We start from the raw sequence: 24,604 nt of genomic DNA, 5'->3' as shown, positions 1-24,604 counted from the left end.
GCTCAGGTCTTCGCGGCTTCCAACGACTCTTTCAGGTTGCGGCGGCGCCATGCCCAGGTCTTCACGGCCTGCGGCAGGATGCCGATGCACGAGGCGTAGTACGTCACCTTGAAGCCCCAGAAGCGTGGGCCGATGGGCGTGTCGCGGAACAGGTCGCCCGCCAATATGGACAGCAGCGCCTCCTGCATGCGCCAGATGTTGCGCGGCGCCATGAACAGGCGGCGAATGGCCGGCGAGGTGATGCGATAGATGAACCACGAGAACATCTTCGGCCCGTGCTTCATGACCTTCTCGAAGTGGCGGAAGGCCTTTTCGGCTTCCTTCGCCTCGCCCTTGAGCCACAGGTCGGCCGCCTTGGCCGCCTCGAAGCCGCTGTTCATCGCCAGGTACACGCCCGAAGAGAACATCGGGTCGACGAAGGCATAGGCGTCGCCCACCATCATGAAGCGGTCGCCGCGGCAGAACTTGGAGTCGTAGGCGTAGTTGCCGGTGGTGGTCGCGCCTTCCATCAACGTGGCATTCTTCAGGCGTGCGGCCAGCTTGGGCGCGAGCGCGATGGTTTCCATCAGGAATTCTTCGAGCGACTTGCCTTGGCGGCGCTTGAAGTACGCGGGCGAGGCCACGGCGCCGACGCTCACGGTGCCGTCCTTCAGCGGGATGTACCAGAACCAGCCGTGGTCGAACCAGAAGAGCGAGATGTTGCCCTCGAAGCGGCCGGGCCGGCGCTCGGCATTGGCAAAGTGGCCATAGAGCGCCGCGCTCGCATGCTTGCGGTTGCGCTGCTTGGCATCGAACTGGTTCGACAGCAGCGTGTCGCGCCCGCTGGCATCGATCACGAAGCGCGGGCGCCAGCTGGTTTCGGTGCCGTCGTCGGCCTTCACCTTGACCAGCGGGCGGTTGTCGGCCGTGCCCTTGCCGGCCTCCATGTCGACACCGGTCACGCGCTGGCCTTCGAAGGTGCGCGCGCCGCGCTTGCCGGCGTGGCGGAACAGCAGCTCGTCGAACTCGGAGCGGCGCACGTGCACGGCGTAGGGAAAGCTCTTGTCCATCGCCTCGCCGAAGTCGAAGTGGCTCGAGTGGTCGTGCCAGGGCGAGACAAACTCGGCGCCGTGCTTCTTGATGCCGATGGCCTCGACCTCGGTGCGCACGCCCAGCCGGTCGAACAGCGGCATGTTCATGGGCAAAAGCGACTCGCCGATGTGAAAGCGCGGGTGTTGCGCCTTCTCGATCAGCACCACGTCGTGGCCCTTGTCGGCCAGCAGCGCGGCCACGGTGGAGCCTGAAGGCCCGCCGCCGATGACCACGACATCGGGGTCGGTGGTGGTGAAAGCTCCGGGTGTCATGCGCTGCCCCTCTGTTGTCTTTGTGTGTGTCTTGGTTGACGATGGCCGGGCGCTTGGGTTGCACGGCTTTGAATTGCCTCGTGCAACCTCAGTTGACCTTGGCTAACACTTTCGAGTTTAGCGAACCGGCGCTCCGTACCGAATTGGCTATGGATCCAGGCGTTTTCGGCATTCCCCCTCTCTGAACAGGCCCCGCTTTTGCGGTAGCCTCATTGCCCGTCAGAAACAAGGAGACTTTTCATGGCTGCACCCCTGTCACCCGCAGAAGAAGCTCTTCGCGAAGCAGCGCGCGAATATCACCGATCGCCCGTCAAGGGCAAGATCTCGGTCACGCCGACCAAGCCCCTGCTGAACCAGCGCGATCTGTCGCTGGCCTATTCGCCGGGCGTGGCCTATCCCTGTCTGGACATCGCGGCCGATCCGTCGCTGGCGGCCGACTTCACCGCCCGCGGCAACCTGGTGGGCGTGGTCACCAACGGCACGGCAGTGCTGGGCCTGGGCAACATCGGCCCGCTGGCCGCCAAACCGGTGATGGAAGGCAAGGGCTGCCTGTTCAAGAAATTCGCCGGCATCGACGTGTTCGACATCGAACTGGCCGAAAACGACCCCGACAAGCTGGTCGACATCATCGCGGCGCTGGAGCCCACGCTGGGCGGCATCAACCTCGAGGACATCAAGGCGCCCGAGTGCTTCTACATCGAGAAGAAGCTGCGCGAGCGCATGAACATTCCGGTGTTCCACGACGATCAGCACGGCACGGCCATCATCTCGGCCGCCGCGCTCATAAACGGCCTGGAACTGGTCGGCAAGAAGATCGAAGAAGTGAAGGTCGCCGTCTCGGGCGCCGGCGCGGCCGCCATTGCCTGCCTGGACGTGATGGTGGGCCTGGGCGTCAAGCCCGCCAACATCTACGCCTGCGACTCCAAGGGCCTCATCTACATGGGCCGCGCGGGCGGGTTCGACGAATCCAAGGCGCGCTACGCCCAGAAAGACACCGGCGCCCGCACCCTGGCCGACGTGGTCAAGGACGCCGATGTGTTCCTGGGCTGCTCCGCCCCCGGCGTGATGAGCGCCGACATGGTGAAAACCATGGCCGGCCAGCCGATCATCCTGGCGCTGGCCAACCCCGAGCCCGAAATCCGCCCCGAGCTCGCCAAGGCCGTGCGGCCCGACTGCATCATTGCCACCGGCCGCTCGGACTACCCGAACCAGGTCAACAACGTGCTGTGCTTCCCGTACATCTTCCGCGGCGCGCTCGACTGCGGCGCCAGCAAGATCACGGAAGAGATGAAGCTGGCCTGCGTGCGGGAGATCGCCGAGCTCACCAAGGCCGACATCAGCGAGGAAGTGGCCACGGCTTATGCGGGGCAGGAGCTGTCCTTCGGGCCCGACTACATCATTCCGAAGCCCTTCGATTCGCGGCTCATCCTGCGCATCGCGCCGGCCGTGGCCAAGGCGGCCGCCGCCTCCGGCGTGGCCGCGCGGCCCATCGAAGACATGGATGCCTACCGCCAGCACCTGACCCGCTTCGTCTACCAGACAAGCATGTTCATGCGGCCGGTGTTCAGCGCCGCCAAGATCGCCGCATCCAAGCGCGTGGCCTACGCCGAGGGCGAGGACGAGCGCGTGCTGCGCGCCGCGCAATGGGCCATCGACGAAGGCCTGGCCCAGCCTATCCTGGTGGGACGCCCCGCGGTGATCGAGGCGCGCATCCAGAAGGCCGGCCTGCATATCCGCGCGGGCACCGATTTCGAGATCGTCAACCCCGAGGACGATCCGCGCTTTCGCACCTACTGGGAGAGCTTCCACAAGCTCATGGGCCGCCGCGGCGTGACGCCGGAGGCCGCCAAGACCATGGTGCGCCGCTCCAACACCACTATCGCGGCGTTGATGATGCACCTGGGCGATGCCGACGCCATGATCTGCGGCTTGGTCGGGCGATTCGACGTGCACCTGGAGCACATCCGCAACCTGATTGGCCTGAAGCGCGGCGCGCCTGGCTTCGCGACGCTGAACGCGCTCACCCTCGAGAAGCGCACGGTGTTCATCACCGACACCAACGTGAACGAAGACCCGAGCGCCGAGCTGCTCGCGAACATTGCGCTCATGGCGGCCGAAGAAGTGCGCCGCTTCGGACTGCCGCCGAAGGTGGCCTTTCTCTCGCACTCGAACTACGGCACCTCGAACCGCGGGTCGGCGCACAAGATGCGGCATGCGCGCGACTTGTTCGCGCAGCTGGCACCCGACATCGAATGCGATGGCGAGATGCACGGCGATGCGGCGCTGTCGGAAGAAGTGCGCCGCACCGCGCTGCCCGAAAGCACGCTCACCGGCGAAGCCAACCTGCTGGTGTGTCCCAACCTCGATTCGGCCCACATCCTGTACAACGTGCTGAAGATGACGGGCGCCAACGGCATCACGGTCGGCCCCATCCTGCTGGGCGCCGCGGGCTCGGCGCACGTACTCACGCCGTCATCGACGGTGCGGCGCGTCGTCAACATGACGGCGCTGGCTGTGGCTAACGCGACCACGGCGCTGAAGTAGCAAGCGCTCCCCGCTTTCTTTTCTTCGCCCAAACGCCCCGCTGCGCCATGCAGCGGGGCGTTTTTCATTGCGGCCCGATCAGGTGCACGCCGTGCCACGACGCGGCGCCCGCACGCGCCAGAAGGGAGCGCCGCAGCCGCCGCTCAAGCCGTTTTCCGGCTGCTCATCATTTTTTCGGCTGGCATGCAATCTGCTAATACCCTGAGCGGATATTTTAAATATCTTATTAATATATTTACCGAAGCAACGGCCCCCTTTGGGCTCTCCATCCACCTCTCCGATTTCAGAAGCAACCCATGACCCATCCCCGCTGGCAAGGCATCTTCCCCGCCATCACCACCAAGTTCCACGCCGACGAACGCATCGATGCCGAAGGCACCGCGCGCCACATCGACTTCCAGATCCGCAACGGCATCCACGGCCTGGTGACCTGCGGCTCGCTGGGCGAGGCCAGCACGNCATCGATGCCGAAGGCACCGCGCGCCACATCGACTTCCAGATCCGCAACGGCATCCACGGCCTGGTGACCTGCGGCTCGCTGGGCGAGGCCAGCACGCTTTCGCTCGAAGAGAAACTGCAGGTGGCTCAGATCGCGCTGGAGGCGGCCGACGGGCGCATTCCGGTGCTGGCGAATGTGTCGGAAACCAGCACCCGCGAAGCGCTTCGCTATGTGGACGGGGCCAACAAGCTGGGGGTGGCCGGCTTCATGGTGATGCCCTCGGTGATCTACGTGGCGGATGCGCGCGAGGCGATGCTGAATGTGCGCACGATCGCCAATGCGGCCCAAAAGCCGGTCATGGTCTACAACAACCCAGTGGCCTACCGGGTGGACCTGAAGCCCGATGCTGAATGTGCGCACGATCGCCAATGCGGCCCAAAAGCCGGTCATGGTCTACAACAACCCAGTGGCCTACCGGGTGGACCTGAAGCCCGAGCACATGGTCGAACTGGCGGACTGCGAGTGGATCGCGGCCATCAAGGAGAGCACGGGCGACATCCGCCGCATCACGGACCTGCGCAACACGGTGGGGACCCGCTTCCAGCTGTTCCTGGGGGTGGACGACCTGGCCTATGAAGGGTTGGCGCTGGGCTGTGACGGCCTCTTGGCGGGGGTGGGCTGCGCGTTTCCGCGGGAAACCGTGGCGCTGTACGAGCTGATGAAGGCGGGCAAGTTCGCCGAGGCGCTGGCGCTGTACCAGTGGATGACGCCGATGCTGCACCTGGATGTCTCGAACAAGCTGGTGCAGAACCTGAAGCTGATCGACGTGCTGGTGGGCGTGGGCACGGAGCACATGCGCCGTCCGCGGCTGCCGCTCATCGGCGAAGAGCGCGCGGCCGTGGAGGCGATCGTGAAGAAGGCGCTGGCCACGCGGCCTGTGCAGTACCAGTCGGTTCCCTGATCCCACGCACCTCTCACCGCAAGGCCATAACACCATGGAAGAACATGCCTTGAAACGCGGGGGCTTCTCCCGCTGGGTGCTCGACGCGTCGGACTTCGTCCTGGGCTTCGAGCGCCGCCTTCTCTCGGGCCTGATGGGTTTGCTCATCGTGCTGGTGCTGCTGAACGTGGTCACGCGCTATGGCGGCTTTCCGCTCTACTGGGTCGACGAGGCCTCGGTGTACTGCGTGGTGTGGCTCACCTTCATCGGAGCCTCCGCAATGACGCGACTTCGGCTCGACTTTGCGGTGACGCTGCTCACCGACAAGCTGGGCGAGAAAGCCGCGCATATCGCCAAGGCCAGCGCCTCTGGCGGCGTGCTGCTGCTGGGCCTTTCGCTGCTGGCGATGTGCTGGCTCTACATGGACCCGGTGGGCATCGTGCGCTGGGGCTTCGACGCCAAGGAATACGCGGCCGAATCCTTCAACTTTCTCTATACCGAGCGCACGCAGACGCTGAACTGGCCAGTCTGGGCCATCCAGCTGATCCTGCCAATCTTCTCGGCCACGCTCAGCCTGCATGCACTCTCGAATTTCATCGAAGACCTCGGCCTGCAGCCCCGGCGCACGCACACCGAGTTCCACGTGACCAACGCGGACGCGGTGAACTGACATGCTGACTTCCGCATTCTTTCTATTGATCATGCTGGTGGGCGTGCCGATCGGTGCCTGCCTGTGCCTTGCGGGCATCGTCTACATCCTCGACTCGGGCGACACCGTGCTGTTCCAGTCGTTCCCGGTGCAGATGTTCGGCGGGGTCGACAGCTACAGCCTCATCGCGATTCCGCTGTTCATCCTGATCGGCGAAATCATGAACGGAGGCGGCATCACAAAGCGGCTGGTCGATCTCGCGCTGGCCTTCATCGGCTCGGTGAAGGGCGGCCTTGCGTACGTGAACATCCTGGCCAACATGCTGGTGTCGTCGATCATCGGCTCGGCCACCGCGCAGGTGGCGATCATGAGCCAGATCATGGTGCCCGAGATGGAGAAGCAGGGCTACGACAAGACCTTTGCGGCCGGCATCACGGTGTACGGCGGCATGCTGGGGCCGATCATTCCGCCCTCGGTGATGTTCGTGGTGTACAGCGTGCTGGCGCAGGTGGCGGTGGGCGACATGCTCATTGCCGGCATCATTCCGGGCGTGATTCTCACGGTGCTGTTCTTCATCGTGATTGCGTGCATGGGGTTCATCTACGACTACCCGCGCACAGCCAAGCGAACCATCCGGCAGCGGCTGCACACGATGCTCACGGCCTGCCCCACGCTGCTGATCCCGATCGTGATCGTCGGCTCGATCCTGGGTGGCATCGCCAATCCGACCGAGTCGGCGGCGGTGGGCGCGGTGGCCGCGGTGCTGGTGGGCCGCTACGTCACGAAGGAATTCCGCTTCGGGATGATTCCGCAGATCCTGCTGAAGTCGGCGATCTACTCGGCGGTGGTGCTGTTCCTGGTGGCTGCGGCCGCCGTGTTCTCGTGGCTCCTGATCTACGGCAAGGTGCCGCAGGCCACGGCCACGTGGATCCAGACCGTGGCGAAAGACCCGATCGCATTCTTGCTGCTGGTGAACCTGATCCTGCTGGTGATCGGAACGGTGATCGACGGCATCCCGGGCCTGATCATGACGGTGCCCATCCTGCTACCCATTGCCACCGAGATCTACGGCATCGACCCGCGCCACTTCGGCGTGGTGGTGGTGATCAACCTCGTGCTCGGGCTGATGACGCCGCCCGTGGGCCTGAGCTTCTTCGTGGCTTCCGCCGTCACTGGCGCCAAGCCCGGAAAGATGTTCATCGTCACCTTGCCGTTCTTCCTGATCTGCTGCGCGGCGCTGGTGCTGCTGTCGCTGTTCCCGAGCCTGTCGCTCGCGCTCATCAAGTAGGTCCCTGTCCCCGCTCTTTCCTTCCTTCCCCTTCACTCAACCGGAGCCTCGCATGTCCCTTTCCCGCCGCAAATTCGTCGTCCAGGCCGCCGCCGGAACCGCCGCCGCGTCGTCCGCTCTCTTCACCGGCGTGTCGCGCGCCGCGGCCGCCAAGGAATTCCGCCTCGGCCTCATCACGCCGGCCGGCCACTCATGGAACCGCGCCGCGCTGGGCTTCGGCGAGGCGCTGAAGAAGGCGACCGACGGGCGCCTGAGCGCCACCGTGTTCCATTCGGGCCAGTTGGGCAACGAGTCGGCCATGATGCAGCAGTTGCAGTCCGGCGCGCTGGACATGGGCTGGATCCAAGCCGCCGAACTCGGATCGCGCGTTTCCAGCGTGGCGGCCATCAACGCACCGTACCTCGTGCGCTCGACCACCAACGTGGCCTCGCTGGTGCGCACGCCCGCCGCGCTGAAGCTGCTCGACGTGCTGCCGCGCGAGACCGGCACCATCGGGCTGGGCTGGGGCATCACCGGCATGCGCGTGGTGTTTTCCACCAAGCCCATCTCGGCGCCCACCGACCTCAAGGGCATGAAGCTGCGCATCAACCCCACGCCGGTGTACCGCGACTTCTACCAGCTGCTGGGCGCCGCGCCCACGCCGATTCCGACGCCGGGCGTTTTCGACGCCATGTCCAACGGGCAGGTCGACGGGCTCGAGGCGGACATCGAGTTCTCGTGGAACCAGCGCTTCGACCGCGTGGCCAAGACGATGCTGCCGATGAACGCGCTGTTCATGCCTTTTGCGCCGCTGGTGTCGGGCCGCATCTGGCAGACGCTCGACGCCAAGGACAAGGCGCTCATCACCGACCTGGTGAAGCAGTCGCTCGACGCGCAGATCAGGGACATCGTGACCACCGAGCTCGGCCTGGTCGACAAGTTCAAGGCCAGCGGCATCACCATCAAGAGCGACGCGGGCTATAACCCCGCACCGATCATTGCGGAATTCGACAAGATCTGGCTGCCCAAGGCGCCGCAGATCGCCGAGCTGCGCAAGATTGGCGCGGCACTCTAAGCCAGCCAGGCGCGGGGCCGGCGGAAGGGTTCGCACCAATCGCGTGCGGGCACCGTTTTTGCTTGAATGCTGAAGCATTCACCTTTACGGATCCCGCATGAACAAGCGCCAACTTCTCCAGTCCTTCCTCGCCGCCTCGGCCCTCAGCTTCGGCCTTTCTTCGGCCTTTGCCCAGACCACGACGCCGATCAAGTTCCAGCTCGACTGGCGCTTCGAAGGACCGGCCGCCCTGTTCCTGCATCCCGCGGCCAAGGGCTACTTCAAGGCCGCTGGCCTCGACGTGACCATCGACGCAGGCAACGGCTCGGGCGGCACGGTCACGCGCGTGGCCTCCGGCGCCTACGACATGGGCTTTGCCGACTTGGCGGCGCTGATGGAATTCCACGCCAACAACCCTGACAGCCCGAACAAGCCGGTCGCTGTGATGATGGTTTACAACAACACGCCGGCCTCGGTCATGGCGCTCAAGAAGAGCGGCATCGCCAAGCCGGCCGACCTGGCCGGCAAGAAGCTCGGCGCCCCGGTGTTCGACGCGGGCCGCCGCGCGTTCCCGATCTTCGCCAAGGCCAACAACATCGGCGCCGTGAACTGGACCGCCATGGACCCGACGCTGCGCGAAACCATGCTTATTCGCGGCGACATCGACGCGATCACCGGCTTCACTTTCACCTCGCTCCTGAACCTGGAAGCGCGCGGTGCCAAGGCCGCCGACATCGTCGTGCTGCCCTACCCCGACTACGGCGTGAAGCTCTACGGCAACGTGATCATCGCGTCGCCCAAGCTGATCAAGGAGAACCCCGAGGCGGTGAAGAAATTCCTTTCGGCCTTTGCCAAGGGCGCGAAGGAAGTCATCGCCAACCCGGCGGTGGCCATCGAATCGGTCAAGGCCCGCGACGGCATCATCGACAGCAAGCTCGAAACCCGCCGCCTGCAGCTGGCCATCGACACCGTGATCAACAGCGCCGACGCGCGCAGCGAAGGCTTCGGTGCGGTGAACGCGGGCCGCATGTCGCTGATGGCCTCGCAGGTGTCGGACGCATTCAACACCAAGACGCGCGTGAGCCCCGACGCCGTGTGGACCGCTGCGCTGCTGCCGCCCGCGGCCGAGCTCAACGGCGTGCTGCGCAAGTGATGGCGGACGCATCGAGCGCGGACGCTGCTCCTTTCGTCGATTTCCAGGACGTCTGGCTCGCCTACAACGAAGAGCTCCTGCGCGCCAACCACTTCGCGGTCGAGGCCATCGACCTGAAGGTCAAGCGCGGCGAGTTCATTGCCATCGTCGGTCCCTCGGGCTGCGGCAAGTCGACCTTCATGAAGCTCACCACGGGCCTCAAGATGCCGTCGATGGGCAAGATCCGCATCGACGGCCAGCCCGTGACCGGGCCGCTCAAGATCTCGGGCATGGCCTTTCAGGCGCCTTCGCTGCTGCCGTGGCGCACCACGGTCGACAACGTGCTGCTGCCGCTTGAAATCGTCGAGCCCTATCGCTCGAGCTTCAAGGCCAAGCGCAAGGAATATGTCGAGCGCGCGCGCAAGCTGCTGCAGAAGGTGGGCCTCGCGGGCTACGAAGACAAGTTTCCGTGGCAGCTCTCGGGCGGCATGCAGCAGCGCGCAAGCATTTGCCGCGCACTCATCCACGAGCCCAAGATGCTGCTGCTCGACGAGCCCTTTGGCGCGCTCGACGCCTTCACACGCGAGGAGCTCTGGTGCATCCTGCGCGACCTCTGGACCGAGCAGCAGTTCAACGTGATTCTGGTGACACACGACCTGCGTGAATCGGTGTTCCTGGCCGACACGGTGTACGTGATGAGCAAGAGCCCGGGCCGCTTCGTGGTCAAGCGCGAGATCGAGCTGCCGCGTCCGCGCGAACTGGAGCTCACCTATACCAAGGAGTTCACCGACATCGTGCTGGAGCTGCGCGGACACATCGGCGCCATTCGCAACACCGGCATCAGCGCGGCGCAAACCGCCGCTGCCGCCGTGTCTCACTGAGGGCGCCATGAAGAACACCAAGCAACTCGAACGCTGGTCGCCCTGGCTGCTGCTCATTGCAGTCATCCTCCTGTGGCAGGTGATCTGCGCCGGCTTCGGCGTGTCGGACTTCATCTTTCCGAGCCCGCTGCGCATCTGGAACCAGTTCTGGGAGTTCAAGGAAATCATCGCGGGCCATGCGTGGCGCACCTTCTGGGTCACGATGGCGGGCTTCGGCCTTGCCATTGTGGTGGGGGTGCTGCTGGGCTTCGTGATCGGCAGTTCGCGCATCGCCTATGCAGCGATCTATCCGCTCATGACGGCGTTCAACGCATTGCCCAAGGCGGCCTTCGTGCCCATCCTCGTGGTGTGGTTCGGCATCGGTGTGGGCCCGGCGATTCTCACGGCCTTCCTGATCAGCTTCTTCCCGATCATGGTCAACATCGCCACCGGCCTTGCCACGCTGGAGCCCGAGCTGGAAGACGTGCTGCGCGTGCTCGGCGCCAAGCGCTGGGACGTGCTCGTGAAGATCGGCCTGCCGCGCTCCATGCCCTACTTCTTCGGCTCGCTGAAGGTCGCGATCACACTGGCTTTCGTCGGCACCACGGTGAGCGAGATGACCGCTGCCAACGAAGGCATCGGCTACCTGCTGATTTCGGCCGGCTCGGCCATGCAGATGGGCCTGGCCTTCGCGGGCCTGATGGTGGTCGGTGCGATGGCCATGCTGATGTACGAACTCTTCAGCGTGATCGAGAAGCACACGACCGGCTGGGCGCACCGCGGATCACAAAACCAATGAGGCGCGGCGCATGACTCGCGACCAGATCATCCGCGCACTGCGCCATGCCGACGAGGTGGCCCGGCGCGCCATGGCGATGGGCCGGCATCCCTTCGGCGCCGTGCTCGTTGCGCCGGACGGCGAAACCATCCTGGCCGAGCAAGGGAACATCGACACGGTGAACCACGCCGAGGCCACGCTGGCGCGCCATGCCGCGCAGAACTGGCCGGCCGACTACCTGTGGCAATGCACGCTGGTGACGACCTTCGAGCCTTGCGCCATGTGCGCGGGAACCAGCTACTGGGCCCACATCGGCCGCATCGTCTACGGTGCAGAAGAAAGCGCCCTGCTCGCGCTCACGGGCGACCACCCCGAGAACCCTACGCTCAGCCTGCCCTGCCGCGAAGTGTTCGCGCGCGGACAGAAGAAAATCGAGGTGATCGGCCCTGTGCCCGAAGTGGCGGAAGAAATGATCGCCACGCACCGCGGCTTCTGGGAATCCCGCTAAGCCAGCAGCAGCGACGCCTCGTCGCGCCAGTACGCGATGGCCGCGAGCCAGCCTTCCCACACGCAGCCGTTGCAGCCGCGACCGCAGCAGGTGGTGGGCTCGGGCGGCGGCGTGCGCAAGGCGAGCTGCTGCGCCACGGCTTCGGACTGAACGGCCTCGATCAGCGCCTGGGCGCTGGCAAGGTCAATCGGCTGGGGCAGGTCTCTGTCTGCGAGGGGCATGGGCGGGCAGCGGTGGCCGGCTGGCACCGCGCGGCAGGCTTGCGCCTTACCAAAAGATCCAGAGGGCAAGGCCGCCGAAGATCGACCACTTCACAAGGTAGTAGGCCCGCTTGTCCCAGGCCTTGAGGCGCTTGCCGATGACGCGGATCTGGTAGATGTACTTGAACGCGCGGTTGATGCCGCCCGTCTTGTCGCCGGCCTCGTTGGGCGAACTGGCGGCGGCGAGCAGGTTCTTGGCGAACCAGCGGTTCACGGCGCTGGCCCAGCGGTACTTCAGCGGCCGCTCGATGTCGCAGAACAAGATCACGCGGTCGTGGTCGGTCGTGTTCTCGGCGTAGTGGATGTACGTCTCGTCGAACACCACGGCCTCGCCGTCGCGCCAGTGGTAGCGCTGGCCATCCACGTCGATGTAGCAGCCCTCCACGCCAGGCGTCCACAGCCCGAGGTGGTAGCGCAGCGAACCAGCGAACGGATCGCGATGGCGCACAAGGCGGCTGCCCGGCGGCAGCTCGGCGAACATGGCCGCCTTGATGGTGCCGATGCCCTTGAGCAGCTCAGTGGTGCGGGGGCAGAGCACGGCCGCCGAGGGATGCGCTTCGTCGTACCACTTGAGGTAGAAGCGCTTCCAGCCGCTCTTGAAGAAGGAATTGAAGCCCACGTCGTTGAACTGGCTCGAAGCCTTGATGCTGCCGCCGTGGCGCATTGCAAGCGCCTCTTCGCGGATAACCTGCCAGTTGTCCTCGAGCACGCGCATTTCGGGAAACTGCGCGGGCGACAGGTACGGCGTGCTCGGCACCTTCGAGAAGATGTACATGAAGGCGTTCAGCGGCGCCAGGAAGGTCGAGTGATCAGACAGCTGCCTGAAGAAGCGATGCCGGACCTGGCCGCGGAAATGAACGTAGAGCGCGCTAAGCGCGAAGATCGCAAGAATGACCCACTTCATTGTTGAAAGTGTCCTGTAGACGGCGCCGGGGGGAGCCAAGTAGTGTAAATCGTCCCCCTAAATCGGACCTGACCACGGGTTTCAGGCCCAACCGGTCTCGATCTCGGTAGTCACCTCGGTCATGAGCCGGTGCACCGGGCACTTGCCCGCTACGCGCAGCAGTTCGTCGCGCTGGGCTTCGGTGAGTTCGCCGGTCACACGCAGGCTCGACCTGAGCCGGTAGACGCCTTTGCGCTCCTCGCTGTCGTCGCGATCGACGACCACCTCGATGTCCTCCACCGGCATGCCCTTGCGCCGCGCATAGATCAGCACGGTGAGCGCCTTGCAGGCGGCCAACGACGCGTCGTACAGGTCATGGGGCTCCGGGCCAGCGTCGCTGCCGCCGCCGGCCGGCGAGGCATCGATGGCAATTTCATGGTTGCGGATCTTGAGGATGTGACGCGTACCCGTGGTGCCGTCGCGCCGGACCGTGATGCTCATGCCGATGTCCTTGTGGAGGTGTGAATGCGGCGCCATCGTAGCCCGCAAAGCCCTTTTCAGTTGCTTGTGAGCGGCCTGTCAGCGGTCCACCGCGAGCATGAGCGTTTCCTTGATCTCCTCCATCACCACGTAGCTGTGGGATTCGGCCGCCACGGGCAGTTTCTTGAGGATGTCGCCCAAGAGGTGCCGGTACTCGCTCATGCCGCTGAGCCGCGCCTTCACCAGGTAGTCGAAGCTGCCCGACACCAGGTGGCACTCGAGCACCTCGGGCATGTGCAGCAGCTCCTTGCGCACCTTGTCGAACACGTCGCCGGACTTGGCCGACAGCTTGATTTCCACGAACACCAGCAGCGTCTTGCCCAGCGCCTCGGGCGACACATGTGCGTGGTAGCCGCTGATGACGCCTTCGCGCTCCATGCGCTTCACGCGCTCGGCGCAAGGCGATGCCGAGAGGCCTATGCGCTCTGCCAGTTCGGTCATGGAAATGCGACCCTGGCGCTGCAGCAGGTCGAGGATTTTGCGGTCGATGCGGTCGAGTTCGGGCATTTCACTTCGCAGGTGGCATGAATGCGATTTCTCGCAGCGGATTCCACTGCAAAACCAATAAGAACAATGAAATTCACTGCATTGTGCACTTTAGAGTCCATCTATTCACCTTCATTCGCGGAAATACCCATGAAAGTCATCGTTCTCGGCGGCGGCGTGATCGGCACCACGACGGCCTACTACCTTGCGCGCTCCGGCGCCGACGTGACGCTGCTCGACCGGCAGTCCGGCCCCGCGGAAGAAACCAGCTTCGGCAACGCCGGACAGGTGTCGCCGGGCTACTCGACGCCATGGGCCGCGCCCGGCATTCCGCTCAAGGCCATCAAGTGGATGTTCCAGAAGCACGCCCCACTCTCCATCCGGCCTGACGGCACGCTGTTCCAGTTGCGCTGGATGGCGGCGATGCTGCGCAACTGCTCGCCCGAGCGCTACGCCGTCAACAAGGAACGCATGATGCGCGTGGCCGAATACAGCCGCGGCTGCCTGCAGCAGCTGCGCGCGGAAACCGGCCTCAACTACGAGCACCGCACCGGCGGCACGCTGCAGTTGTTCCGCACCCAGGCGCAGCTCGACGCGGTGCAGCGCGACATTGCGGTGCTGGAGGAATGCGGCGTGCCCTACGAGCTGCTCGACCGCGATGCGCTGGCGCGTGTCGAACCCGCGCTGGCCGGCGCACGCGATCGCCTCACGGGAGGCCTGCGCCTGCCCAACGACGAGACCGGCGACTGCCACCTGTTCACCCGAGGCCTGGCCGACATTGCACGCGGCATGGGCGTGGACTTCCGCTTCGGCCAGGCGATCGAAGGCCTGGAGATGGCAGGCGACCGCATCACGGGCGTGCGCACCAGCGCCGGCAAGATCCTCACGGCCGACCGCTATGTGATGGCCTTCGGCAGCTACTCGCGCGCCGCCATCGCATCGCTCGGTCTCGACATTCCGGTGTACCCCGTCAAGGGCTACTCGCTCACCGTGCCCCTGCTCGACGAATCGCTGGCACCGCAATCGACCGTGCTCGACGAGACCTACAAGGTGGCCGTCACGCGCTTCGACAACCGAATTCGCGTGGGCGGCATGGCCGAGCTTGGCGGCTTCGACCTGCGGCTGAACCCGCACCGCCGCGCCACGCTCGAGAAGGTGGTGAGCGACCTGTTCCCCGGCGGCGACCTGCCGCGCGCCACCTTCTGGACCGGCCTGCGGCCGATGACACCCGACAGCACACCGATCGTCGGCGCCACGCGCTATGCGAACCTGTTCCTCAACACCGGCCACGGCACGCTGGGCTGGACCATGGCCTGCGGCTCGGGCAAGCTCATCTCCGACCTCGTGACCGGCCAGCGCCCGGAAATCCGCACCGACGGATTGGCGATGGACCGCTACGCGCAGGGCTCGCCGCGCGCAACACGCCCGAATCCGGCAACGGCACACGCTTGATGCAGCGGCCGCTCAAGCGGCTTTTGCAATCGGAATGGTCGCGCTCGTCATGCCGCGGTAGATCTCCGCCTCGCCGTGCTTCGCCAGCAGCTGCATCAGGTGCTTGCGGATCAGCATGCCGGGCCGGTCCGATTCCATCGAATACTCGACACCCCGCCGCCGCGTGTCGACCAGCGCATCGGGGTCGGTCGATTCGAGGATGTCCTTGTCCTCGCGCGTCACCGCCTCGTCGAAGTCGATCAGCATCTGCGCGGTGCAGTCGGCCTCGGTGTCGTTGCGGAACAGCCATTGGCACAGCTGCATGCGGCCGTCGTCGATGGGCGTGAAGCAGTTGATGATGATGTGGCGCACGCCGCTCGGATACTCGATGTCGAGCCGGCGCGAGAACGGCAGGAAGTAGGCGTTGCGCATGTGGCGCGTGGTGATCGGATCGGTCACGCCGCTGATGGCGTGAAACTTGACGGGGTTCACCGCCTCGATCACCGTCTCGGCATAGAAGCCGTTCTCGTTTTCCACCAGTTCGTACTTGCTCGGCTTCGGGCTCGCGGCCACGCCGAAGGTGGCGCGGTGCACAAAGCTGAAATGCGAGTTGTCGAAAGAATTCTCGAGCGCACGCATCGGGCTGGTCTGCCACTCTTCATAAAACTGGAAGATGGTGCGGTAGCCCGGATCGTCGAACTCCGGAATGGCGGGAATGTCGGCAATGGGTTCTTCGAGCGCCACCCATGCGTAGCCGTAGCGCGCAGTGCAGCGATAGGCCGTTGTCTTGTACTCCGGCGAAATCTTGCGGTCGGCCTCGTACTGCGGGATGCGGATCACCTGTCCGCTGCGGTCGTAGGTCCAGCCGTGGTAGCCGCACTGAATGGCGCCCTGCCCGCAGGCCTGGCCTTCGGCATCGACGCACCAGCCTCTCGACAGCTTGGCGGTGCGATGGCAGCAGCGGTCGCGCAGGGCGGCCGGCTGGCCGTCGGCGTCGATGAAGAGAACGATGTCTTCGCCCAGCAGCCTGAAAGGCTTCGGGCCCTTGGCCAGGTCGGTGAGCGGCATGACGGCATGCCAGAACTTGCGGAAGACGGGTTGTTGGGTGACGAGCATGCGTGGACTCCTTCTGTTGCGCGTGGGTACGTACGAACTTGAAAGAGCAATTTCCTGCCGCGGGGGCTGAACGCTTCTACTCTGCGCCATCCGACTTGCAAATTGCGCGCCCGCATTGTGGCTCGGGGCCGCGCCTCTTCAAAGCACCCGTGTGCAATGCCCGAGCAAAAGACCGTGGCATGCGGCTTGGCATGGCTCGTGCATCAGCGCCCGCAAGAGTAGAAGCGTTCAGCAGCGCACGCACCACCGTTGTGCGCCCGCCCGGAAATTGCTCTTGAAGTGCCTCTGTCTTGTGCAGGGGATTCAAGACTCAATAGATTCCGAGGCCCCACATGCAACGTCGACTTTTTCTTGGCGCCAGCGCCGCCGCCCTGCTCCCTCTCGCCGCGCCCGCCGTGTTCGCCCAGAGCGGCGGCAAGCTGACTCCACTCAAGTTCACGCTCGACTTCCGCATCAACGGTCAGACCGCCCCGTTCTTTCTTGCGCACAGCAAGGGCTACTACAGGGACGAAGGGCTGGACGTGACCATCGACACCGGCGCCGGATCGGTCGCGTCGATCACGCGCATTGCAAGCGGCGTCTACCAGATGGGCCTGGGCGACATCAGCTCGCTGGTGGAGTTCAATGCGCAGAACCCCGGCACACCGATGGTCCAGGCCGTGTACCAGTACTACAACCGCGCGCCCTTCGTGATCATCGGCCGCAAGGACCGTGGAGTGACGACCGACTTCAAGAGCCTGGCCGGCAAGAAGGTGGCGGCCGCGGCGGTCGAATCGACACGCCGTGCGTGGCCGATGGTGGCGCGCAAGCAGGGCATGCGCAGCGATGCCTTCCAGTGGCAGACCACCGACTTCAGCGCGCGCGACAACGTGATGGTGCGCGGCGACGTGGATGCCGCCACTTACTTTCATGACTCGGCCATTTCGCTCTTTGCGCGCATGAAGCCCGAGGAGCTGTCGGTGCTCAAATATGCGGATGCGGGCGTCAACCTGTACGGTAACGCCATTCTCGCGAGCAGCAACCTGATCGCTCAAAATCCGAAGCTGGTTGCGGCCTTTCTGCGCGCCACCAACCGAGCCATCGTCGAAACCTTTGCCAACCCCGCGCCCAGCATTGCGGCCCTGCGCCAGCGCGAACCCATCCTCGACGAAAGGATGGAGCTTGAACGCTGGGGCGTCACGGCGCAATATGTGGGCGCCGCCGATACGCGAAGCCACGGCCTGGGCGACATCAACAAGCTCACGCTAGAGCTGCAGGTCGACGAGGTCGTCGAAGTATTCGGCCTCAAGGTCAAGCCCGCGTCTGACGCGATCTTCAATACTTCGATGCTGCCATTGCGCAGCGAACGAACCCCACTCAAGACATGATCGAAGACATGAATTCCGCTGGCAGCCACATCGCATTCCCTGAAGAAACCACGCTCGACGAGCGCGACGAACGCTACCTTCGCAAGGCCATCGTCTGGTCGCATGCGGCTCGGCGCCGAGGCAACCGGCCCTTTGGCTCGCTCATCGTCTCGGCCGACGGCGAAGTGCTGGCCGAAGCGGGAAACAGCAATGCCGAGACCGGCGACTGCACGGCGCACGCGGAGGTGAACGCCCTGCGCGCACTCGCGGGGCGCGGCCTCACGCGCGAGGAGCTTGCCAGCGCCACCCTTTATGCATCGGGCGAGCCCTGCGTGATGTGCGCGGGCGCCATCTTCTGGTCGAACATCGGCCGCGTGGTGTACGGCATCGACGCCGAGCGGCTGCGCGTGTTCCGCGGCGAGCGGCAGGATCAGCGCGACGCGGAGCTGTCGTGCCGAGACGTGTTCCGCGCCTCTCCGCATCCGATCGAATGCATCGGGCCTGCACTGCTTCATGAAGCCAGCGCCGCCCACGATGGAGCGTGGGCCAGCTAGGTCCACAAGAGAACGCTGCGGGGCGAATAGACTCGTTGGATGTCCTGGCACGCACGTCTCCATCTCGATTACCGGCACGAATCCGCTCGCAGCGTCGCGCGCTTTCGCCATGACGGGCCGCTTCGAATTCTTCAGAGCCTCTATCCGGAGGGAGATGCGATCTGCCACAACGTGCTGGTGCACCCGCCAGGCGGGCTGGTGGGCGGCGACACGCTGGACATCGACATCGAGGCGGCGGACGGCAGCCATGGGCTGATCACCACACCCGGTGCATCGCGCTTCTACCGCTCTGAAGGCGAGCTGGCGCTGCAGCGCACGCGCATCCGGCTTGCCAAGGGCGCGCGGCTCGAGTGGCTGCCGCTGGAGGCGATCTGCTACAGCGGCTGCCGGGCGGAGAACCGACTCACCATCGAGGCCGAAGCTGGCGCAGAGATGATCGGCTGGGACGTGACCGCTCTCGGCCTGCCGAATGCCAACCAGCCATTCGAGCGCGGCACCTATCTGCAGCACATCGAAGTGCCCGGTGTGTGGCTCGAACGCGGACGCATCGATGCGGCGGACCATCGGCTGCTGCAAAGTCCGCTGGGCTTCGGCGGGCACCGCTGCATTGCATCGCTGTTCTTCGTGACGGGTACGCCGGCCACGAAGGCGCGGCGCGAGGCGCTGCTTGCGCTCGCGCGCACGGCCATCGATGCGCACGGCCTGCAGGAGAGCGCGGGTGCGACGAGCCCGCATGCCGAGATCGTTGTGCTGCGCGTGCTCGCGCCAGTGGTCGAGCCCGCTATGCAGCTGCTGCGGCAGGTGTGGCAGGCATGGCGCGCCGAGCTGTGGCAATTGCCCGCGAGTTCTCCGCGCATCTGGGCGACCTAATCCCGCCACGGCCTCAAGTGCTCAGGCCGGCATGTCGGTGCGCGGCAGCCGAAGGTGCTTCTTCAAGGTTTCGAACACCTGCCGCGTGACCGGGTTCACCACGTGGCTGCGCACGTACAGGTAGTACGCCAGGTCGGGCAGGCGCGGCATGCCGTCGCCCGCACCGAGCACGCGCAGCCCGGCATCCAGTTGCTCAACCCCGCGCGCCGTCACACCCAGGCCGGCGCGCAACGCGGCCTTGATGCCGATCAGGCTCGACGACGTGTAGCGCGGCGTCCACGCCACTCCCGCGGCATCGAGCGCCTCATGGCCGATGCGGCGAAAGATGCTGGGACCGTCGGCCATGATCAGCGGCACCGGCTTGACCGGGTCGTGCACATAGCTGGCCGCGCAGAGCCACACGGTCGGCGAATTGCGCAGCACCACGCCGTCGAACTGCGGATCGGCGCGGTTCGAGATGATCATGTCGACCTCGCCGCTCTTCAATGAGGTCATGAGGTAGGGGCTGCGGCCGATGTGGATGTCGAGCTGCAGCAGCGGCGATGTGCGCGCTATCTCGGACAGCAGCAGCGGCAGCATGGTCTCGGCCACGTCGTGCGGCGCACCGATGCGCAGGTTGCCTTCGAGCTCGCCTTGCCGGAGGCTGCGCAGCGCCTCGTCGTTGAGCGCGAGCAGATGGTGCGCATAGGTCAGGAGCCGCTCGCCATGTTCAGTGAGCCGCTTTTGCCGGCCCTGCCTGGCGAACAGGGGGTGGCCTGCCTGCTCTTCGAGACGCTGCATCTGCTGCGTGATGGCGGACTGCGTGCGCCCCAGGTGCACGGCCGCGGCCGCAAAGCTGCGGTGGCTGACAACCGCCACGAAGGAGCGCAGCAGTTCGAGATCGAGCGTGGGCATACATTAATTTTATTGATGTATTTCGTGCGCCGGCTGGATTGTCGGGTCACGCCCGCGTCACTAAAGTGAATGCATACCAAGACAAGCATCCCCACTGGAGAAACCTGCATGAGCACCCTGTCCGACCAGCGCCGCGAAGCGGTTGCCGCGTCCATCGACCAGATGAAGAAAGCCATTGGCGGCGCTGAACCCACTCGTGAAAAGCTCGATGCGGTGCTCGATGCACTGGTCGGGCTGGCCGCGCGTACCGACTATTGGGGTGCCACCGACTTTCCGGCGCCCGAGGCCGGCGAGCACCAGGCCCGCTACCTGATTGCCGAAGACCCGGACCAGAGCTACGCGCTCTACCTCAACGTGATGCGGCCAGGCAAGAAGATCGTGCCGCACAACCACACCACCTGGGCCTGCATTGCCGCGGTGGAAGGTACCGAGCACAACCGCGTGTACGAGCGCCGCGACGATGGCTCAGTACCCGGCGTCGGCAAGCTCGAGGAAACCGCGCTGGTCGTGGTCGAACCGGGCAAGGGCATCGCGCTGATGCCCGAAGACATTCACTCGGTCGAGATCCAGGGCGAGCAGGTCATCCGCCACCTGCACATGTACGGCCGCGCGCTCGAAACGCTGAACCAGCGCACTGCGTACGACCTGGCCGCGGGCACGTACCAGACGATGGGCATCGGCGTGCAGACGCGCCGCTAGGCATTCCCTTTTCCAATTTTCCGATGCGAGCCGCGGTGCGGCGTCGCACGGAGTCGCTCGCCCTGCCACTGTCGCTCTATCGATTTCTCTCCTGGCCCATGACGACCTCCTTCATCGATCCGAAGACCCTCAAATTCTGGCTGCACGACGGCGGCGAGATCGCGCTGCTCGACGTGCGCGAGCACGGCCAGTACGGCGAGGCGCATCTGTTCTACGGCACCCCCCTGCCCTTCAGCCGGCTCGAACTCGATGCGCCGCGCCTGGTGCCGCGCCGCAGCGTGCGAGTGGTCGCGTATGACGATGGCGATTCGGACGTGGCCGAACGCGCCGCCCGGCGGCTCGCGGTGCTGGGCTACACCGACGTGCATGTGCTGCAAGGCGGCACCCGCGCGTGGAAGGCCGCGGGCCATGCGCTCTTTGCGGGCGTCAACCTGCCCTCCAAGACCTTCGGCGAGTTGGCCGAAGAGGTCTATCACACGCCCCGCGTCAGCGCCGACCAATTGGCTGCCATGCTTGCGCGCAACGAAAAAGTGGTGGTGCTCGACGGCCGGCCCGTGAGCGAGTTCCACAAGATGAACATCCCCACGGCCACCTGCTGCCCCAACGGCGAACTCGCCTACCGCGTGCGACGTCTGGTGCCCGACACCACCACGCCCATCGTCGTCAATTGCGCCGGCCGCACGCGCAGCATCATCGGCGCGCAGACGCTCATCAACCTCGGCCTGCCCAACCCCGTCTATGCACTGGAGAACGGCACGCAAGGCTGGTACCTGAACGACCACACGCTGGAGCACGGCGGCACGCGGCGCTATCCGGCGGAAAGCGGCAACACCGATCTTCGGCCCGCCGCGCAAGCCTTGGCCCAACGATTCGGCGTGCCCACGGTCACCGCGCAAACCGTGCAGCAATGGGCCGGCCATACGGGCCGCACCCTGTTTCTCTGCGACGTGCGCACGCCTGAAGAATTCGCGGCCGGCAGCCTGCCGGGCGCACAGCACACGCCCGGTGGCCAGCTGATGCAAGCCGGAGACCAGTATGTCGGCGTGCGCGGCGCGCGCCTCGTGCTGTTCGACAACGACGGCGTACGCGCACCGACGATTGCGAGCTGGCTGCGGCAAATGGGGCACGACGCGTGCGTGCTTGAAGGCGGGCTTTCGAGCGGGTTTGCGCTTGCGCCTGCGGCTGTTCCCCAGGCTCCTGCCCTTCAGACCATCGATGCGCAAGCACTGTCCACTCGCCTGGACAGAGGCGACGTGGCGCTGATCGACCTGCGTCCAAGCATGCAGTTTCGCGCCGGCCATATTCCGCAGGCACGCTGGTCCATACGCCCGCGGCTCGCCAACGACGTGAAAAGCGAAACGCGGCCACTGGTGCTGCTGGCCGACGACGCCGCGCTCGCAGCCTGGGCCACAAGCTCCGAACTGGCCGGCCGTTCGCCCGCACCGCTGCTGCTCGAAGGCGGCATGGCCGCATGGCGCGGCGCCGGGCTGCCGGTCGAAGCAACGCCGGAGCGGCCCGCCGATGCGGACTGCATCGACTACCTCTTCTTCGTGCACGACCGCCACGACGGCAACAAGGAAGCGGCTCGCCGCTACCTGGCTTGGGAAACCGGGCTGGTCGCGCAGCTCGATGCGGCGGAGCGCGCGGCTTTCAAGCTGCCCGCCGCTTCCGCCGCGCTACACGCCTGAGCCCCTTCCATTCGTTCGCCGTTGTCCGTTCCATTCAGGAGTTCCGCCATGCCGTCTGCCCATCGCGCTTCGAGCCTTGCCCGTTTTTCCGTCGCCGCCGCATGGCTGGCGGCCATGGCCCTGCAGCCTGCCGCGGCTGAGCCGCTGCCGGCGCGCAACGGCTTTCCCTCGCAGACGGTGAAGTTCGTCTCGCCCTTTCCACCGGGCGGCGGCAACGACGCCACGGCCCGGCTGGTGACCACGCGGCTGCCGGAAATCATGGGCCAGGCCGCGGTGGTCGACAACCGCGGCGGCGCGGGCGGGAACATCGGCGCCAAGTCGGTGGCCGAGGCCAAGCCCGACGGCTACACGGTGCTCACCTCGCAGGTGTCGATCATGGCGGTGAACCCCTCGCTCTACTCGGCGCCGGGCTTCGATCCACTCAAGAACTTCATGCCCATCACGCAGGTCAACGCGGCACCGCTTGCACTGGTGGTCGAAGCCAGTTCGCCCTACAAGACCTTTGCCGATCTCGCCACGCGCGCCAAGGCGAGCCCCGGCAAGGTCACCTATGCCACGCCGGGCAACGGCACGCTCTCGCACCTGGTCGGCGTGGTGCTGCAAAAGGACAGCGGCGTGGACATGACCCACGTGCCCTACAAGGGCGCCGGCCCCGCGCTCACCGACCTGCTCGGCGGCCAGGTCGACGTGCTCGTGACCTCCACCGCGTCTGTCGCGGGCATGGTGCAGAGCGGCAAGCTGCGCGTGCTGGCCGTCACCAGCCCGCGCCGCATCGGCGTGTTCGCCAAGGTGCCCACGCTCGAGGAGCTCGGCTATGCCAATGCCCGCTTCGAAGACTGGTACGGCTTCTTCGCGCCGGCCGGCACGCCGCCCGAGCGCGTGGCTTATTTGAACGAAGCCATCGTGCGCACACTGCGCCTGCCTGAGGTGAGCAAGCTCGTGACCGACGGCGGCAGCGAAGTGGTGGCCAACACGCCCGAAGCCTTTGCCGCGCAGTTGCGCCTGGACATCGACCGCTGGTCGCGCGTGGTCAAGCTCTCCGGCGCCAAGGCCGACTGACGCACCATAGAGGCCTTGCGAACTCCGCCCCTTCGTTCACCACCATGCCCGACTCTTCGCATACCGATGCCGCCGCGCAGGCACTGCAAACGCGCCTGGCCCACACCGGCAAGTCGTCGCTCCATGCCGGCGGCAAGCCTGTCAACCCGCCGCTGGTGCGCGCGAGCACCGTGGTGTTCGACAGCGTGGCCGCCATGCGCGATGCCCGCGCTCGGCGCGATGACGAGCGCGTTTTCAGCTACGGCGCTCGCGGCACGCCCACCACTTTCGCGCTCGAAGATGCGGTGAGCGAACTCGAAGGAGGCTTTCGAACACGCCTTTTTCCCACTGGCCTGGCAGCCATCGGCATGGTGCTGCTGTCCTACCTGAAGCCGGGCGACCACGTGCTGATGTCCGACAGCGTGTACGAGCCCGCGCGCAATCTCGTGCATTCCTTTCTCGACCCCTACGGTATCCGCTGCACCTTCTTTGCGGCGGACGGCAGCGGCGTGGAAGAACGCTTCGAGCCCAACACGCGGCTCGTGTATGCCGAGTGCCCGGGCTCGCTGGTGTACGAGATGTGCGACCTGCCCCGCCTGGCCGAGTTGGCGCATGCACGCGGCGCCCTGCTGGCCGCGGACAACACCTGGGGCTCGGGCGTTCAGTACCGGCCGCTGGCGCTGGGCGCCGACATCTCGCTGATGGCCGCCACCAAATACCTCTCGGGCCATTCCGACGTGATGATGGGCACGGTCGCCACCACGCGCGAAGCCTGGCAGCCGCTCAACGAGCGCTGCGACGCCTTCGGCATGACGGTGAGCCCCGACGACGCATGGCTGGTGCTGCGCGGCATCCGCACGCTGTCGGCCCGGCTGCAGATGCACGAACGGCATGCGCTGGCAGTGGCAGGCTGGCTCGAGGCGCGGCCTGAAGTGGCGGCCGTGTTCTGCCCTGCGCTGCCGCAGCATCCGGGCCATGAACTATGGAAGCGCGATTGCCGCGGCACCAACGGACTGGTCTCGTTCGAGCTGCAACCCGGCATCGGAAACGCGGCGGTCGAACGAATGGTCGACGCACTCTCGCTGTTCGGCCGGGGCTCATCGTGGGGCGGCTACGAAAGCCTAGTGGCCTGGGCCAACATGCGCGCAGCCCGCAGCGTGACCGACTGGAGCGCGCGCGGCGCCGTGGTGCGGCTGCACGTGGGACTCGAAGCGCCTTCGGACCTGCTGGCCGATTTGGAGCGCGGGTTTGCCGCCTTGAACGAGGGCTGAGCAGGTTTTCCTTG

23 protein-coding genes and 2 pseudogenes are annotated in these 24,604 nt (G+C 65.6%); 18 read left to right on the top strand and 7 right to left on the bottom strand.

All coding sequences use genetic code 11. The annotated features are described in order from the left end of the window. Positions 1–2 precede the first annotated feature (2 nt). Complete coding sequence (locus tag ASC78_RS16395) at positions 3–1,343, bottom strand: NAD(P)/FAD-dependent oxidoreductase (protein WP_055803141.1); 1,341 nt, start codon at positions 1,341–1,343, stop codon at positions 3–5. A gap of 240 nt (positions 1,344–1,583) precedes the next feature. On the opposite strand from ASC78_RS16395, the gene ASC78_RS16390 reads away from it, so the two are divergent. The 10 genes and pseudogenes from ASC78_RS16390 (at position 1,584) to ASC78_RS16350 (ending at position 11,514) form a co-directional block, all read left to right on the top strand. Beyond that, entirely contained in the window at positions 1,584–3,887 is a 2,304-nt protein-coding gene (locus ASC78_RS16390; RefSeq protein WP_055803138.1) for an NADP-dependent malic enzyme, read from the top strand. A gap of 296 nt (positions 3,888–4,183) precedes the next feature. Next, positions 4,184–4,345, top strand: a pseudogene (locus ASC78_RS28025) (dihydrodipicolinate synthase family protein); the annotation flags it as partial. Between the two features lies 1 nt (position 4,346). Further along, positions 4,347–5,287, top strand: a pseudogene (locus ASC78_RS16385) (dihydrodipicolinate synthase family protein); the annotation flags it as partial. A 34-nt stretch (positions 5,288–5,321) separates the two neighbouring features. Further along, complete coding sequence (locus tag ASC78_RS16380) at positions 5,322–5,936, top strand: TRAP transporter small permease (RefSeq protein WP_055803136.1); 615 nt, start codon at positions 5,322–5,324, stop codon at positions 5,934–5,936. Position 5,937: 1 nt separating this feature from the next. Further along, positions 5,938–7,203, top strand: coding sequence for a TRAP transporter large permease (locus ASC78_RS16375; RefSeq protein WP_055803134.1), 1,266 nt, complete (start codon positions 5,938–5,940; stop codon positions 7,201–7,203). A 52-nt stretch (positions 7,204–7,255) separates the two neighbouring features. After that, positions 7,256–8,257, top strand: coding sequence for a TRAP transporter substrate-binding protein (locus ASC78_RS16370; RefSeq protein ID WP_055803132.1), 1,002 nt, complete (start codon positions 7,256–7,258; stop codon positions 8,255–8,257). A 97-nt stretch (positions 8,258–8,354) separates the two neighbouring features. Continuing rightward, positions 8,355–9,389: an ABC transporter substrate-binding protein gene (locus ASC78_RS16365; RefSeq protein ID WP_055803130.1), complete on the top strand. Its 1,035-nt coding sequence runs from the start codon at positions 8,355–8,357 to the stop codon at positions 9,387–9,389. Next, the gene (locus ASC78_RS16360; RefSeq protein WP_055803128.1) at positions 9,389–10,249 is read left to right on the top strand and encodes an ABC transporter ATP-binding protein; all 861 of its coding nucleotides are present in this window, start codon (positions 9,389–9,391) and stop codon (positions 10,247–10,249) included. The genes ASC78_RS16365 and ASC78_RS16360 overlap by 1 nt, the downstream gene beginning before the upstream one ends. 7 nt (positions 10,250–10,256) lie before the next feature. Then, the gene (locus ASC78_RS16355; protein ID WP_055803127.1) at positions 10,257–11,027 is read left to right on the top strand and encodes an ABC transporter permease; all 771 of its coding nucleotides are present in this window, start codon (positions 10,257–10,259) and stop codon (positions 11,025–11,027) included. Between the two features lie 10 nt (positions 11,028–11,037). Further along, positions 11,038–11,514 (top strand): nucleoside deaminase, encoded by a 477-nt coding sequence (locus tag ASC78_RS16350; protein ID WP_055803125.1) that lies wholly within the window; start codon positions 11,038–11,040, stop codon positions 11,512–11,514. On the opposite strand, the gene ASC78_RS16345 is transcribed toward ASC78_RS16350, so the two are convergent. The 4 genes from ASC78_RS16345 to ASC78_RS16330 all read right to left on the bottom strand — a co-directional run bounded on the left by ASC78_RS16345 (position 11,511) and on the right by ASC78_RS16330 (position 13,704). Next, the gene (locus ASC78_RS16345; protein ID WP_055803123.1) at positions 11,511–11,735 is read right to left on the bottom strand and encodes an oxidoreductase-like domain-containing protein; all 225 of its coding nucleotides are present in this window, start codon (positions 11,733–11,735) and stop codon (positions 11,511–11,513) included. The genes ASC78_RS16350 and ASC78_RS16345 overlap by 4 nt on opposite strands. A gap of 46 nt (positions 11,736–11,781) precedes the next feature. Further along, complete coding sequence (gene lpxO, locus ASC78_RS16340) at positions 11,782–12,678, bottom strand: lipid A hydroxylase LpxO (protein ID WP_055803121.1); 897 nt, start codon at positions 12,676–12,678, stop codon at positions 11,782–11,784. A gap of 81 nt (positions 12,679–12,759) precedes the next feature. Next, positions 12,760–13,158 carry an OsmC family protein gene (locus ASC78_RS16335; RefSeq protein ID WP_055803458.1) on the bottom strand — a complete coding sequence of 133 codons (399 nt, stop codon included), beginning with the start codon at positions 13,156–13,158 and terminating at the stop codon, positions 12,760–12,762. A 78-nt stretch (positions 13,159–13,236) separates the two neighbouring features. Next, the gene (locus tag ASC78_RS16330) at positions 13,237–13,704 is read right to left on the bottom strand and encodes a winged helix-turn-helix transcriptional regulator (RefSeq protein ID WP_055803119.1); all 468 of its coding nucleotides are present in this window, start codon (positions 13,702–13,704) and stop codon (positions 13,237–13,239) included. Positions 13,705–13,725: 21 nt separating this feature from the next. Between ASC78_RS16330 and ASC78_RS16325 the strand changes: the two genes are divergently transcribed. Further along, positions 13,726–15,135: a D-amino acid dehydrogenase gene (locus ASC78_RS16325; RefSeq protein WP_327198132.1), complete on the top strand. Its 1,410-nt coding sequence runs from the start codon at positions 13,726–13,728 to the stop codon at positions 15,133–15,135. Positions 15,136–15,147: 12 nt separating this feature from the next. Here the strand turns inward: ASC78_RS16325 and ASC78_RS16320 are convergent, their stop codons facing one another. After that, positions 15,148–16,230 (bottom strand): aromatic ring-hydroxylating dioxygenase subunit alpha, encoded by a 1,083-nt coding sequence (locus ASC78_RS16320; protein ID WP_055803115.1) that lies wholly within the window; start codon positions 16,228–16,230, stop codon positions 15,148–15,150. A gap of 332 nt (positions 16,231–16,562) precedes the next feature. Here ASC78_RS16320 and ASC78_RS16315 point away from each other — a divergent pair, with 332 nt between their 5' ends. The 3 genes from ASC78_RS16315 to ASC78_RS16305 are packed head-to-tail and all read left to right on the top strand — an operon-like array spanning position 16,563 to position 19,000. Beyond that, entirely contained in the window at positions 16,563–17,597 is a 1,035-nt protein-coding gene (locus ASC78_RS16315) for an ABC transporter substrate-binding protein (RefSeq protein ID WP_055803113.1), read from the top strand. 8 nt (positions 17,598–17,605) lie between these two features. Next, positions 17,606–18,130 carry a nucleoside deaminase gene (locus ASC78_RS16310; protein WP_055803455.1) on the top strand — a complete coding sequence of 175 codons (525 nt, stop codon included), beginning with the start codon at positions 17,606–17,608 and terminating at the stop codon, positions 18,128–18,130. 39 nt (positions 18,131–18,169) lie between these two features. Beyond that, positions 18,170–19,000 (top strand): urease accessory protein UreD, encoded by an 831-nt coding sequence (locus ASC78_RS16305; protein ID WP_055803112.1) that lies wholly within the window; start codon positions 18,170–18,172, stop codon positions 18,998–19,000. Positions 19,001–19,021: 21 nt separating this feature from the next. Here the strand turns inward: ASC78_RS16305 and ASC78_RS16300 are convergent, their stop codons facing one another. Beyond that, a complete protein-coding gene (locus ASC78_RS16300; RefSeq protein WP_055803110.1) occupies positions 19,022–19,894 on the bottom strand; it encodes a LysR substrate-binding domain-containing protein in 873 nt (290 codons plus the stop codon). Positions 19,895–20,002: 108 nt separating this feature from the next. Between ASC78_RS16300 and ASC78_RS16295 the strand changes: the two genes are divergently transcribed. From ASC78_RS16295 to metC, 4 genes are all read left to right on the top strand, one after another. Continuing rightward, the gene (locus tag ASC78_RS16295; protein WP_055803108.1) at positions 20,003–20,593 is read left to right on the top strand and encodes a mercaptosuccinate dioxygenase; all 591 of its coding nucleotides are present in this window, start codon (positions 20,003–20,005) and stop codon (positions 20,591–20,593) included. Between the two features lie 98 nt (positions 20,594–20,691). Further along, a complete protein-coding gene (locus ASC78_RS16290) occupies positions 20,692–22,281 on the top strand; it encodes a rhodanese-like domain-containing protein (RefSeq protein ID WP_055803452.1) in 1,590 nt (529 codons plus the stop codon). Positions 22,282–22,329: 48 nt separating this feature from the next. Beyond that, positions 22,330–23,340, top strand: a complete 1,011-nt coding sequence (locus tag ASC78_RS16285) for a Bug family tripartite tricarboxylate transporter substrate binding protein (RefSeq protein ID WP_055803106.1) — start codon at positions 22,330–22,332, stop codon at positions 23,338–23,340. A gap of 44 nt (positions 23,341–23,384) precedes the next feature. Further along, complete coding sequence (gene metC / locus ASC78_RS16280) at positions 23,385–24,590, top strand: cystathionine beta-lyase (RefSeq protein ID WP_055803104.1); 1,206 nt, start codon at positions 23,385–23,387, stop codon at positions 24,588–24,590. The last annotated feature ends 14 nt before the right edge of the window (positions 24,591–24,604 follow it).

This window comes from Variovorax sp. Root318D1, from assembly GCF_001424835.1.
In the GTDB taxonomy this organism is placed as follows: Bacteria; Pseudomonadota; Gammaproteobacteria; order Burkholderiales; family Burkholderiaceae_C; genus Variovorax.
Note: the sequence above shows the minus strand (reverse complement) of the source record. Positions and strands in the feature narration are given on the sequence as shown.